This window comes from Streptomyces sp. NPDC005423 (genome assembly GCF_040606415.1).
Classification (GTDB): Bacteria; Actinomycetota; Actinomycetes; order Streptomycetales; family Streptomycetaceae; genus Streptomyces.
Genome location: NZ_JBEXET010000021.1, coordinates 125,822 through 139,547 on the forward strand (window position 1 = coordinate 125,822; position 13,726 = coordinate 139,547).

Consider the following 13,726-nt stretch of genomic DNA (forward strand, 5'->3'; position numbering starts at 1 on the left):
AAACCCGGAACCGTCACGGCCCGCAGGCGGCGGTCAGGGTCTCCACCTCCTCGGTCAGTGCTCGGGCGAGCAGCGCGAGGTCCGGGACGGCCACCGCGTCGGCGACCAGCCCGTAGTGGACCTGGCCGCGGTAGGTCGAGACGGCGACCGCCAGGGAGTGGCCGGGGGCCAGCGGGGCGAAGGGGAAGACGGCGGTGACCGGGTGGCCGCCGAGCCGCAGGCCGAGGCTCGGCAGCGGGACGCTGGTGACCAGGAGGTCGAACCAGAGCCGGGCGGCCAGGCCTGCCAGCGGTCCGCCGAGCCGGTGGCCGAGCGCCGGCACGTGGTCGGCGAGCAGGGCGACGGCGCCGGCGCCCCGGTGCGGCCCGGCGTCCTTGTTGCGGTCCATGGCGGCACGGACCGCGCCGAGCCGGGCCAGCGGATCGGGGTCGTCGACCGGGAGCTCCATCAGGTAGCCGGAGAGCCGGTTGCCCGGTGGCTGCGCGGTGCGGGGGCGGCGGGTGGAGACGGGGATCAGGGTGCGCGGGGCGACGCCGTCGCTGCCGTCGCCGCGCGCGTCGAGCCAGCGGCGCAGCGCGCCGGCGACGACCGCGATGAGCACGTCGTTGACGGTGCCGCCGGCCGCCTTGCGGATCCGGTGCACGTCGTCGAGGTCGACGACGACTCCGGCGGTACGGCGGCTGCCGGACGGCTCGCAGGCGAGCGCGGACGAGGAGCGGGCGCTCAGGGAGGAGCGGGCGACGGAGGCGCCGATGTCGAGGGCCCGCCCCAGGTCGGACAGCGCGCCCCGGAGAAGTCCGGGCAGGCCGCGCACGTCGGGCAGCGGGCCGCGGACGGGTTCCGGCGGGCGGGCGCGCGGCGCGGGCAGGTCCATCGGGTCCATGATCGCGGCGGCGAGGGCCAGGGCGCGCAGGCCGTCGGCGAGGGCGTGGTGGAACTTGAAGAGCACGGCGAAGGAGACCCCGTCCCCGCCCGGCAGCACATGCGCCTCCCAGGGCGGCCGGCCGCGCTCCAGCGGGCGTCCCATGAGCTCTCCCGCCGCGGTGTGGAAGTCGGCGGCGGGGGCGTGCAGCCGGATGTGGTCGGACGCGTCGAAGCCGGGGTCGGGCTCGCGGGTGGCGCCGCCGAACGCGGCCGGGAACGTCAGCGGGTGGCCGAGCGGGTCCCACACGTCCCGGATGCGCATCCGCAGCCCGGGGACGCCGGCGGCGCGGGCGGTGAGCAGGTCGGCGGCGTGCGCGCCGGCGGCCGGCGAGTCGGCGGTGAAGACCCCTAGCGCGCCCAGGTGCATGGGATGTCGGCCGGACTCGATGTTCCAGAACGCCAGGTCGAGGGGAGCGAGCAGATCGGACGTCAATGGCGTGCCTCGCGTCGACTGGGAGGGTGAGCAAGCAGTCAATCCCCGTCGGCGATCACGGTCAAGTTCCATCAGGTTACGCACAGTTAAAAACGGGTGACTCCCGCCCCTCGGAGGAGGGGCGGGAGTCATGAGGTGCCTGCGGTCACTTCAGCGCCGGGGGCGCCGCCTCGGGTGAGGTACCCCACTCCGACGGGCGCGGGCCGACCGTGAAGGCGAGCGAGCGCAGGGAGCGGAGGGTGCCGGTCGTGAGGTAGGTCCGGTCGTAGGGCCTGCCGTCCGTGCGGGCGGTCTGGAGGTAGCGGTCGGTGTCCGAGGTGCCGGGCGCGGTGATGGTCAGGGCACCGCGCGGGTAGTAGCGGCGGTCCAGCGTCAGGTCGACCCGGTCGAAGACGGGCGTGGACAGGCCCCAGGTGTCGTAGCCGGGCTGGACCGGGAAGATCCCGATGGACGAGAGGACGTTCCAGGCGGACATCGTGCCGAGGTCGTCGTTGCCGGTCATGCCGGTGGGGGTGTCGGTGAAGAGGGTCAGCGCCGCGTGCACCACGTCGGTGGTCTTCCACGGCCGGCCGGTCGAGAGGTAGGTGTAGGGAGCGATGAGGTCGGGTTCGTTCTGCGGGTTGTACTTGTCGGCGTTGTAGTAGGCGTAGGGCCCGTTGACCCACACCTCGCGGGCGGTCTTCGCCGGGTCGGCCAGCAGCTGGTCGTAGGCGAAGAAGGAGTCCAGCCGGTCGTTGGCCGCCTGCTCGCCGCCGATCAGGCCGACCATGCCGGGCAGGTCCTGGGGCACCAGCCACTGGTACTGCCAGGAGGTGCCCTCGTGGAAGCCCTCGCTCTGCGCCGGGTCGGCCGGACCGGTGAAGGCGCCGGAGGCGTCGCGGGCGCGGAAGAAGCCCGTCGAGGGGTCGAAGACGTTCCGGTAGCTCTGTGCGCGGGCGGCGTACCGCGCGGCGTCGGCCGGGTGGCCGAGGCCGCGCGCCATCTGGGCGAGCATCGCGTCCGAGAGGGCGTACTCCAGGGTGGCGGAGGCTCCGTGGTCGTAGTCGGAGTCGCCGGGCTTGGCGTGCGGACGGCCCGCGACGTACGGCGCGAACCCCTTGGCGAGGTACTCCGCGTTCGCCTCGCGGCCCACCGCCGGGGAGTCGGCGGGCGGCACTCCGTCGGCGTTGCGTTTCAACGCCCGGTAGGCGCGCTCCTCGTAGCCTCCGGGACCCTTCAACAGGCCCTGCTGGTAGGCGTTGGTGAGGAACGGCGTGACCGGGTCGCCGGTCATGATGTTCGTCTCGACCGTGCCGTAGCCCCACTTGGGCAGCCAGCCGCTCTCCTCGGAGATCTTGATCACCGAGATCGCCATGTCACGTGCCTGCCGGGGGGCGAGCAGGGAGAGCAGTTGGGACTGGGTGCGGTAGGTGTCCCACAGGGACCAGTTCTGGTAGTAGGTGAAGCCCTTCGCCTGGTGCGTCCGCTGGTCCCAGCCGGTGTAGCGGCCGTCCGCGTCGCTGCCGATGTTGGGCGCGAGGAAGGACCGGTACAGGGACGAGTAGAAGGTCCGGCGCAGACTGTCGTCGCCGCCCTGCGCGCGGACGTCGTCCAGCCGGTCCTCCCATGCCCGTTGGGCGCGGTGGCGTACGGCGTCGAAGGAACTCCCGCCCTCCGAACGGAGGTTGACGGCCGCGCCCTTGGCGTCGACGTACGACAGGGCGGTGGTGGCCTCGACCGTGCGGTCCTTCGCGGTGTCGAAGCGGACGTAGGCGCCGCCGGTTCCGCTCTTGGAGCCGGCGGTCACCGTGGCGCCGTCCCAGGTGCCGTAGGCGGTGAAGGGCCGGTCGAAGCGGGTGAGCGTGTGGACGGTGTACGCCTTGGTGTCCTGGCAGAAGCCCCGGCCGGTGATGGTGGTGCGCACGGTCCGGCTGTCGAGGATCTCCACCGTGGAGGAGACCCCGGAGTGCAGCGACTGGGCCGCGTTCAGCAGGACGTTGGCCTTGTCGGTGGCGGGGAAGGTGTAGCGCTGTACGCCGGTGCGGGCGGTCGCCGTCAGTTCGGCGCCGATGCCGGTCCGCAGGCCGACGCGGTAGTAGCCGGGGCTCGCCGTCTCGTCGTCGTGGCCGAAGCCGGCGGCGTACCGCGCGTAGTCCGTCTCCGTGACGTCGCCGGTGGTCGGCAGGACGGGCAGGTCGCCGCCGAGTCCGCAGCCGACCCCGGAGAGGTGGACGAGGGAGAAGCCGCGGATGTGGTCCTGGGAGTAGTCGTAGCCGGTGTTGTGGCCGGTGTCCGGCGAGAGTTGCACCATGCCGAAGGGCACGGCGGCGCCGGGGTAGGTGTTGCCTTCGTTCTCGGTGCCGATGAACGGGTTGACCAGGTCGGTGAGTCGGCTGTCGGCCGTGGCGTGGGCGGTGGCGGGGACGGTGAACAGCGCGGACACTGTCACCGCCCCGGCCACCCACAGGCGCAGGCGCCGGGTCCATCTCATGCGGGTTGACCTCCAGAGGACGTTCAGGTGGTGGGGCACCCTGCGGGAGTCGCGCGCGAGGCGTCGTCGATCAGGGCCCGCTGGGCGGTCCCGACCCGTTCCGCGTCGGGCTTGAGGACCCGGCGGTCGTACGTCATGAGGCCGTTCAACTCGCCCTCGACGTCCGAGATCTGGGTGTAGACGGCCCCGTTGCTCCCCTGGCAGGCCAGCGCGTGCACCTCGGCGAGCTTCGTCAGGTAGTCGTCGGTGTACGCCGAGGGGTCGACGTCGACGTACGACTGCTGCACGGACCAGGCGTGGCCGGGCACCGCCAGGCCGAGGCCGCCGTACTCGCCGCTGACCAGGGCGCGCCGGCCGTCGGGGTGGGGTGGCAGGGCGGGGCTGGGATAGCCGTGCTCGTCCATGATGTCGCCGGTGCCGCCGTCGGCCCCGAGGTTGAGGCCGGACATGCTGTTGACGAGCCGGGTCGGGTCCCAGGACTTGGCCTGGTCGGCGATGCGGGCCTCGTCGTACTGGCCCCAGCCCTCGTTGAAGGTGACCCACATGACGACCGACGGGCTGCTGATGTGCTCGTCGATCATCTGCTTCATCTCGCGCTCGTACTCGGCGCGGGCGGCGGCGGAGGGGTTCACCCCGGCGGTCATCGCGGGCATGTCCTGCCAGACCATGAGGCCGAGCCGGTCGGCCCAGTAGAACCAGCGGTCGGGCTCGACCTTGATGTGCTTGCGCACGGCGTTGAAGCCGAGCTGCTTGTGCACCTTGAGGTCGTGGGCGAGGGCCGCGTCGGTGGGCGCGGTGTAGAGGCCGTCGGGCCAGAAGCCCTGGTCGAGGGTGGCCATCATGAAGACGGGTCTGCCGTTGAGGACCGTGCGGGGGACGCCGTTCACCTTCTCGACGGCGATCGAGCGCATCCCGAAGTAGCTGCCGACGCGATCGGCGCCGACGCGCACCTTCAGGGTGTAGAGGAACGGGTCGTCCGGTGACCAGAGGTGCGGCTTCCTGAGCGTGAGGGTCAGCGGGGTGCCGGTGCGGCCCCGCACGGTGGCGACCTTCCGCTTCCCTTCGTACGCCGTCGCCGTGACCGGTACGCCGGCCCGGACGCCCTGCGCCTCGACGGTGAGGGTGCGGTGCGTGACGTCGGGGGTGAGCTTGAGGGAGTCGACGTGGTCGGCCGCGACCGGTTCCATCCAGACGGTCTGCCAGATGCCCGAGGTCGGGGTGTACCAGATGCCGCTGGGGTCGAGGCGCTGCTTGCCGACCGGCGGGTTCTCGCCGCCGGCCGCGTCGGTGGGGTCGTAGACGCCGACGATCAGCTCCTGCGTGCGGCCCGGCTTGAGCGCGTCGGTCACGTCGGCGCTGAACTTGTCGTAGCCGCCCTGGTGTTGGGCGACCTTGGTGCCGTTGACGTAGACCTCGGCGCGCCAGTCGACGGCACCGAAGTTGACCATCAGCCGCTTGCCGGAGCCGATCTTCCAGCCCGCCGGGACGGTGAAGGTGCGGCGGTACCACATGCGGTCCTCGTGCCGTTCGAGACCGGAGAGCTGGGACTCCACCGGGTACGGGACGAGGATGTGCTCGGCGAGGTCGCGGCCGACGGGCGGCTGTTCGCCCTGGGTGGCGGCGGCGAACTGCCAAGTGCCGTTCAGGTTGCGCCAGTCGGCGCGGGTCAGCTGGGGGCGGGGATACTCCGGGAGCGCGTTGTGCGGGCCCACCTGGTCGGCCCACTGGGTGCGCAGCTCGTACGTGGAGTGATTGGGGCCGGTGGACCAGAAGGCGTTGACAACGTTGCCGTCGGCGCCGGTGAGGCCGCCGGCCCCGTCGTAGCGGACATCGGCGGTGCCGGACGCGGTGCCGGACTTGTTGCCGACCACGGGCTGGTCGAGCGGGACGAGCAGGGCCTTGGGGTCGGCGGGGTCCAACCGGGCTGCTCCCAGCGGCCACTTGGCGCCGCCGATCACCGCTTCGAGATGGTCGGTCAGGCCGGCCGGGGGTGCGGCGAGGGGCTGCGCGAAGTCCAGCTTCAGGGTGCGGCCGGTGCCGGCGACGGTCGCGGCGACGGCACCGTCGTAGTCGAAGCCGTCGGGCAGGCGGAACGCCGACTGCGGTACGGCCGTCTTGGCGGAGCCGGGCTCGGTCCAGCGCAGATGGAGGTTGGAGCCGCCGTAGTGCTCGAAGTACTCGACCTTGATGTCGTAGGCCGTACCGGCGGTCAACTCGACCGGGGCGGAGGTCTGTTCGGTGTCCCAGTCGTCGACCCAGTGGTCGATGACGAGCCGGCCGTCGACCCAGAGCCGGAAGCCGTTGTCACCGATGACGGAGAAGGTGTGCGGGCCGGAGGCCGTCGGCACGACCTTGCCGGTCCAGCGGACGCTGACGTCGTCGGACTGGCCGGTGGTGAAGGCGAGGCGGGGTTCCAGGTTGTCGAAGTCGAGGTTCGGGTCGAAGCCGGTGGCCTTGAGGTGGGCGAAGTCGAAGGCGCCCGGGGCGGACTGGGTGTAGTACTCGCCCTTCAGGCCATGGACCTGCACGGGGTCGTTCGCCACGGCGGCGGTCGCGGCGGGGGCGGCGGCCAGCCCGGCGATGCCGAGCACCAACGCGAGCAGGAGCGCGAGTCGGTCTCTGAGGCGTCTGGTACGCACGGAACCTCCATAACAACGTTGTCATCGGGGCAGTTGGCATGACAACACGGATTCCGCCGTCCGTCCAGGGACATGACAAGCAGCTCGGTGCACGCACCCGGCACGGCCGCCCCGGCGCACGGCGGAACCCGGGTACGGCGAAGCCCCGGTGCGTCCGAGAAGCACCGGGGTGACGCCCGAGTCACCTGAACAGGCCGCGCTACGTGACCAGTTGGCCCTTGCCCAGCGCGATGACCCCGCCCTTGGAGACCGTGTACAGGTCGCCGTCCCGCTCCGGGTTGACGCCGATCGTCGCGCCCGGCGGCACCTCTACGTTCTTGTCGAGGACGGCGCCCCGGACCACCGCGCCCCGCCCGATGTGGACGTTGTCGTGCAGGATCGAACCCTGGACCACGGCCCCCGGGTCGATCACCACACCCGGGGAGAGCACGGACCGGCTGACCTGGCCCCGGATCAGACAGCCGGAGCTGATGATCGACTCACTGGCCATGCCGCCGGCGTTGAAGCGGGCCGGGGAGAGCTGGCCGGAGTGGGTGTAGATGGGCCAGCTGCGGTTGTACAGGTTGAAGGTGGGGCGCTCCGCGATGAGGTCCATGTGCGCGTCGTAGTACGCGTCCAGGGTGCCGACGTCCCGCCAGTAGCCCTGGTCGCGGGTGGTCTCGCCGGGGACGTGGTTGGCGCTGAAGTCGTACAGCCCGGCCTCGCCCCGCTCGGTGAGGGCCGGCAGGATCGAACCGCCCATGTCGTGCACCGAGTGGGGGTCCTCCGCGTCCCGCTGGAGCGCCTCGATCAGGGCCTTGGTGGTGAAGATGTAGTTGCCCATGGAGGCGAAGACGCGCTCCGGGTCGTCCACCAGACCGGGCGGGTCGGCGGGCTTCTCCAGGAAGCGCTGCACCGTCTGCCCGTCCGAGCCCGGCGTGATCACGCCGAACGAGGAGGACTCGGCGCGCGGCACCCGGATGCCGGCCACCGTGACCCCCGCGCCGCTCTCCATGTGCTGGGCGAGCATCTGGCGGGGGTCCATGCGGTACACGTGGTCGGCGCCGAACACCGCGACGTACTCGGGCTCCTCGTCGTAGATCAGGTTCAGGGACTGCAGGATCGCGTCCGCGCTGCCCAGGTACCAGCGCGGGCCGAGGCGCTGCTGGGCCGGGACCGGGGTGACGTAGTTGCCGAGGAGGCTGGACATCCGCCAGGTGGTCGTGATGTGCCGGTCCAGCGAGTGCGACTTGTACTGCGTCAGGACGCAGATGCGCAGCACGTCGGCGTTGACGAGATTGGACAGCACGAAGTCGACGAGACGGTACGTACCGCCGAAGGTGACCGCGGGTTTGGCCCGGTCGGCGGTCAGGGGCATCAGCCGCTTGCCCTCACCGCCCGCCAGCACGATCCCGAGCACCGAAGGCCCACCACGACGCATGGCCGCTCCCCTCACCCTGGTTTGTCCCATGCCTGCCCTGGGGCAGCGTGGACTAAGCCTGTTCGACGATCTTCCCGTACAGGTCGGCCGTGCGACGCGCCACCGCGTCCCAGCCGAACTCTCCCACGGCCCGCTCCCGCCCCGCCTCGCCCATCCGGCGGGCCGCCGCCGGATCGCCGAGCACCGAGTCGAGAGCGCGCGCGAGACTGGTCTCGAAGTCGTCGTCCACCGTGACGAGTACCCCGGTTTCGCCGTCTGCCACCACCTCGGGGATCCCGCCGACCCGGGAGGCCACGACGGGCGTACCGCACGCCATCGCCTCCAGGTTGACGATGCCGAGGGGCTCGTACACCGAGGGGCAGACGAACACGGCCGCGTGCGTGAGGAGTTGGATCACCTCGGGGCGGGGCAGCATCTGCGGGATCCAGTGCACGCCCGCCCTGACGCGGCTCAGCTCGTCGAAGAGATCCCGGAACTCCCGGTCGATCTCCGGCGTGTCCGGGGCGCCCGCACAGAGCACGACCTGCGCGGCGGGGTCGATGTCCCGGACCGCGCGCAGCAGATGGGGCACGCCCTTCTGGCGGGTGATCCGCCCGACGAACAGGACGTAGGGGCGGTCGGGGTCGAGACCGACGCGGGTGAGGACGTCCGTGCCGAGGTCGGGCCGGTAGAGCGCGGTGTCGATGCCGTTGTGGACGACGTGGACCCGGCCGGGGTCGAGGGCCGGATAGCAGCCGAGGATGTCCTCGCGCATCGCCCCCGACACGGCGATCACGGCGTCGGCGGCCTCGATCGCGGTCCGCTCCGCCCAGCTGGACAGGGCGTAGCCGCCGCCCAGCTGCTCGGCCTTCCAGGGGCGCAGCGGCTCCAGGGAGTGGGCGGTCATGACGTGCGGGATGCCGTGCAGGAGCTTGCCGAAGTGGCCGGCGAGATTGGCGTACCAGGTGTGGGAGTGGACGAGCTCCCGGTCTTCCAGGGCGGCGGCGATGGAGAGGTCCGTGGAGAAGGTGCGCAGGGCGTCGTTGGCGCCGTCGAGAACCGGCCAGGGGCGGTGGCGCATCACGCCGGCCGCCCGCTCGCCCTTGGAGCCCTCACCCCAGCAGTGCACGTCCAGCTCGACGAGGGACCTCAACTCCCGTGCGAGGAACTCGACATGGACGCCCGCGCCGCCGTACACATCCGGCGGGTACTCCCGCGTCAGCAGTCCCACTCGCACCCAGAACCCCCTGTTTAGCGGCTGATGATGTTCATATGGTCACCCAGAAGCGGCCCGTACGGAAGGGCCGACGGCCGGATGGCGGCGGGAGGGGCGACGAGTGGCGGGGGGACGGCGGCGGGACGGCGGGGGAATGGCGGCGGGTCCCGGCTCGGCCCTTGCCTCGCCGGGTCGTTCCGGTCGCCCCGGTGTGCCCGGGTCATCCCTTATATCCCCTGACATGTCCCCTGACCGTTCCCCGGTCCCTGAGGGACGGCTCAGGGATGCGGGCCCCCTGTCGCCCACCCTGGGGAGGACAGGGGGCCCGCAGTACTCCATCGGCAGTAGGACCCATTGCCTGCTCAGGAAGGACGACGGGAAGAGGAACGCACGGCATCGTGTTGTGCATGAGAGCCGACCGTTCGCCGCGCGGGGCCCAGCGCCCCCGCCTCACGCAGAGGAGCCGCCCATGAGCGCCCTCGCGTTGTCCGTTCTGCTGTCGCTCGTCTCCGCGGTCGCGTACGCGGGCGGGGCGATCATGCAGGAGCGGGTGGCGGTCTCCTCCCCCGACCAGCACTACGCGCCGCTGCGCCGGCCGGGCTGGTGGGCGGCGGTGGCGCTGAACGGTTCCGGCGCACTGCTGCACGTGGTGGCGCTCGCCTACGGGCCGCTGAGCCTGGTGCAGCCGCTGGGCGCGCTGACGATCGTGTTCGCGTTGCCGATGGCGGCCCTCCTCGTCGGCCGCCGGGCCGGCTCCACCGCCTGGCGGGGCGCGATCATGGCGACGGTCGGACTGGCGGGCCTGCTCTCCCTGGTCGGGGCCTCCGGCACGCACTCGCTGAGCACCGCCCAGCGGCTGTCGGTGGCGCTGTTCACCGGCGGCGTGGTCGTGACCCTGATGCTCGCCGGCCGGGCCGCGCACCGGCACCCGGCGGTGCGCAGCGTGCTGCTGGCCACCGGTTCCGGCATAGCCTTCGGCATGTCGTCGGTGTTCACCAAGACCGTGGCGGTCGACTGGTCGGCCGGCGTCTCCGCCGGCGACCTGCCCTCCCTGGGCGTGATCGGCGTGTTCGCGGTGGCCGGCCTGATGCTCTCCCAGGCCTCCTACCGGGGCGCCGGCCTCGCCGCCCCGCTGGCCGTCCTCACCGTCGTCAACCCGGTGGTGGCCGCGGCGGTCGGCATAACGATGTTCGGCGAAACCTTCCGCTACGGCACGACGGGCACCGCGCTCGCGCTGGGCGCCGGGGTCATCGCGGCGGGCGGCCTGATCCTGCTGACGACGGAGCGACTGGAGCGGACGCCGGCTGTGGCCTCGGCCGACCAGCCCGCCGAGGGCACAGCCAAAACCCCGGTGCGGACACCCGCCCCCGCCGAGGCGGAGACGGCAGCGGAGCGGGCGCCCGCATCCGTGGCCCCGCCCGCATCCGTGGCGCCTCCCGTGTCCGTGGCCGCGTCCCTGGAGGAGTTCCTCGACGCGCTTCCGCTGCCCGACCAGCCGGCGCCGATCGGTCCCGGCGAGGGCGGCGTCGGCGTCGACGTGCACGGGGTCTTCGTCCCGGTCCCGTCCTCGCCCCCGGCGGGCGAGGAGCTCGGGAGCCCGGATCCGCCGGCCGCCGACGACCTGCCCCACCGCTACTTCGGGCCCTACTACGGCGGCCTGTACGTGCCGATGCCGGTCCTCGACCGGCATCGGCCCCCGCGTCAGATGCTGACGCCGCCGGCCCGCAGGTAGGCGAGCGGATCGATGTCCGTCCCAAAACCGGGCCCGGTCCGCACCTCGAAGTGCAGATGCGGGCCCGTGACGTTGCCCGTGGCGCCCGAGCGGCCTATGCGCTGGCCGGTTCCGACCGTCTGCCCCGCCTTCACCGAGATCGCCGACAGGTGGCCGTACTGCGAGTAGCGGCCGTCGGAGTGCCGGATCACCACCTGGTAGCCGTACGAGCCGCCCCACCCGGCGGAGACCACCTCGCCCGTCTCGATCGCCTTCACGGAGGTGCCGGTGGGCACCAGGAAGTCGACACCGGTGTGGTAGCCCTTCGACCAGTGCGAGCCCTCCGCGTGGTAGGGCGTGCCGATGGCGGCGCTCACCGGGGCGACCACGGAGTGGCCGGTCCTGGCCTTCTCCTTGGGCTGGGCCGAGGTCTTCTTCGTGGCCGGCCGGGCCTTGTGCTTCGTGGCGGCCTTGGCCTCCGGCTCGGCACGGCCGCGCAGGCTCAGCCGCTGCCCGGGCATGATCAGGTCCGGGTCCTGTCCGACGGTCGTGCGGTTGGCCGCGTACAGCCGCTCCCAGCCGCCGTCGACGCGCTCGCTGTCGGCGATCCCGGAGAGCGTGTCGCCGCGTACCACCGTGTAGATCTCGGCGGTGCCCGCGCGTGACTGCGGTGTCGTCTGCGGCTTCACGTCCTTCACCGACCGCTGGGCGGTCCGGGCGGTGGCCGCCGGCGCGGTCGCGGCCCGACTGGTCCTGGCGTCGTTGACGTGGATGTCCGGGGCGCCGCCGCCGCTGGCCAGTCCGGCCCGCACCGAACACACCGGCCAGGCGCCGGGCCCCTGGCCCTTGAGCACCTTCTCCGCCACCGCGATCTGCTGGTCCCTGGTGGCCAGGTCGGCACGGTGCGCGTACGCGATGCCGCCGTAGGCCTCCCAGGTGGACTGGGTGAACTGGAGGCCGCCGTAGTAGCCGTTGCCGGTGTTGATGCTCCAGTTGCCGCTCGACTCGCAGGCGGCGACCTTGTTCCAGGTGCTCACGTCCGCCGCGTGGGCGGTCGCGGCGCCGGCGAGCGGGATCGCGAGTCCGGCGCCACCCGCCGTCACGGTGAGCGAAGCACGGTTGATCCTGTTCGGCTGATACCGGCGGTGCCGGCCGCGTACGGCCATGGGGAGCCCCCTCGACATGCGTCAGGAGGGCCAAAAGTAAGGGCCACGAACTGGCCATGACAAGACGGCAATCAGCCGCAGTGTCCCTCAAGTGACCAATAACGCGCACCTGTTGCGGTACGGCTGCGCTTCAGGGGGCAAACGACGGCCCCTGGTGCCCGCCCTCGGGGACCCTCCGCACCACGGCCACCAGGACGTGCGGGCGGGGTACCGCCGGGACAGGATGTCGATGGGGCGATACTGGCGGTCACGAACGGCACCACCGATGTCAGGATCTTAGGAGCCAACCGTATGAGCACTTCAGCCCAGATCGGCGTCACGGGCCTCGCGGTCATGGGCCGCAACCTCGCCCGGAACTTCGCGCGCAACGGCTACACCGTGGCGCTGCACAACCGGACGGCGTCCCGTACGCACGCCCTGGTGGAGGAGTTCGGCGGCGAGGGAGACTTCGTGGCGGCGGAGACCGCCAAGGAGTTCGTGGCCGCGCTGGAACGGCCCCGTCGCCTGGTCATCATGGTGAAGGCCGGTGACCCCACGGACGCGGTGATCCAGGAGTTCGCCCCGCTGCTGGAGCCCGGCGACATGATCATCGACGGCGGCAACGCGCACTTCGCCGACACCCGACGGCGCGAGAAGGCGCTGCGCGAGCAGGGCATCCACTTCGTCGGCACCGGCGTCTCCGGCGGCGAGGAGGGCGCACTGAACGGCCCGAGCATCATGCCCGGCGGCTCGAAGGAGTCGTACGAGTCGCTCGGCCCGATGCTGGAGAAGATCTCCGCGAAGGCCGACGACGGGGCCCCGTGCGTGACTCACGTCGGGCCGGACGGCGCCGGGCACTTCGTGAAGATGGTGCACAACGGCATCGAGTACGCCGACATGCAGCTGATCGGCGAGGCCTACCAGCTGCTGCGTGATGTCGCCGGGTACTCGCCCGCGCAGATCGCCGAGATCTTCCGCACCTGGAACACGGGCCGGCTCGACTCCTACCTGATCGAGATCACCGCCGAGGTGCTGTCGCACGTGGACGCGGCCACCGGCAAGCCCTTCGTCGACGTGGTGCAGGACCAGGCCGAGCAGAAGGGCACCGGCCGCTGGACGGTGCAGATCGCGCTGGACCTGGGTGTCCCGGTGTCGGGTATCGCGGAGGCGGTCTTCGCGCGCTCCCTCTCCGGGCACAAGGCGCTGCGCGAGGCGTCCCGGGAGCTGGCCGGGCCGACGGCCACCGCGCTCGGCGAGGCGGAGGCGGCGGCCTTCGCGGACCGGGTGGAGCAGGCGCTGTACGCGTCGAAGATCGTCTCGTACACGCAGGGCTTCCACGAGATCGCGGCCGGCAGCGAGGAGTACGGCTGGGACATCGACCTCGGCGCGGTCTCCTCCATCTGGCGCGGCGGCTGCATCATCCGCGCCGCCTTCCTGGACCGCATCCGCGCGGCCTACGACGCCCGGCCGGACCTGCCGAGCCTGCTCTCCGACGAGACGTTCGCGCAGGAGATCGGGGCGGCCCAGGACGACTGGCGCGAGGTCGTCGTCGCCGCGACCCGCCAGGGCGTCCCCACGCCCGGGTTCTCGGCGGCCCTCGCCTACTACGACGCCCTGCGCGCCGAGCGCCTGCCCGCCGCCCTCACCCAGGGCCAGCGCGACTTCTTCGGCGCGCACACCTACCGGCGCACCGACCGCGACGGCGCGTTCCACACCCTGTGGGGCGGCGACCGCACCGAGATCACCGCTTGACGCACCGCGCGGGGTGGGCGGGGCGGGGCGCGCCCCC

8 protein-coding genes are annotated in these 13,726 nt (G+C 72.1%); 2 read left to right on the plus strand and 6 right to left on the minus strand.

The window, feature by feature from the left end; all coding sequences use genetic code 11:
• Window positions 1-13: 13 nt before the first annotated feature.
• The 5 genes from ABZT12_RS22535 to glgA form a co-directional block, all read right to left on the minus strand.
• Window positions 14-1,357, minus strand: coding sequence for a wax ester/triacylglycerol synthase family O-acyltransferase (locus ABZT12_RS22535; RefSeq protein WP_356387336.1), 1,344 nt, complete (start codon window positions 1,355-1,357; stop codon window positions 14-16).
• Window positions 1,358-1,502: 145 nt separating this feature from the next.
• Complete coding sequence (locus ABZT12_RS22540) at window positions 1,503-3,827, minus strand: GH92 family glycosyl hydrolase (RefSeq protein ID WP_356387338.1); 2,325 nt, start codon at window positions 3,825-3,827, stop codon at window positions 1,503-1,505.
• Between the two features lie 23 nt (window positions 3,828-3,850).
• The gene (locus ABZT12_RS22545; protein ID WP_356387341.1) at window positions 3,851-6,466 is read right to left on the minus strand and encodes a PA14 domain-containing protein; all 2,616 of its coding nucleotides are present in this window, start codon (window positions 6,464-6,466) and stop codon (window positions 3,851-3,853) included.
• Window positions 6,467-6,665: 199 nt separating this feature from the next.
• Complete coding sequence (gene glgC, locus ABZT12_RS22550) at window positions 6,666-7,886, minus strand: glucose-1-phosphate adenylyltransferase (protein ID WP_356387344.1); 1,221 nt, start codon at window positions 7,884-7,886, stop codon at window positions 6,666-6,668.
• Between the two features lie 52 nt (window positions 7,887-7,938).
• Window positions 7,939-9,102, minus strand: a complete 1,164-nt coding sequence (glgA, locus tag ABZT12_RS22555; protein ID WP_356387347.1) for a glycogen synthase — start codon at window positions 9,100-9,102, stop codon at window positions 7,939-7,941.
• Between the two features lie 448 nt (window positions 9,103-9,550).
• Between glgA and ABZT12_RS22560 the strand changes: the two genes are divergently transcribed.
• Window positions 9,551-10,813 carry a DMT family transporter gene (locus ABZT12_RS22560; RefSeq protein ID WP_356387350.1) on the plus strand — a complete coding sequence of 421 codons (1,263 nt, stop codon included), beginning with the start codon at window positions 9,551-9,553 and terminating at the stop codon, window positions 10,811-10,813.
• Here ABZT12_RS22560 and ABZT12_RS22565 read toward each other — a convergent pair.
• Window positions 10,783-11,958: a transglycosylase family protein gene (locus tag ABZT12_RS22565; RefSeq protein ID WP_356387353.1), complete on the minus strand. Its 1,176-nt coding sequence runs from the start codon at window positions 11,956-11,958 to the stop codon at window positions 10,783-10,785. The two genes, ABZT12_RS22560 and ABZT12_RS22565, sit on opposite strands and share 31 nt — an antisense overlap.
• 291 nt (window positions 11,959-12,249) lie before the next feature.
• Between ABZT12_RS22565 and gndA the strand changes: the two genes are divergently transcribed.
• Window positions 12,250-13,689, plus strand: a complete 1,440-nt coding sequence (gene gndA / locus ABZT12_RS22570) for an NADP-dependent phosphogluconate dehydrogenase (RefSeq protein WP_356387356.1) — start codon at window positions 12,250-12,252, stop codon at window positions 13,687-13,689.
• The last annotated feature ends 37 nt before the right edge of the window (window positions 13,690-13,726 follow it).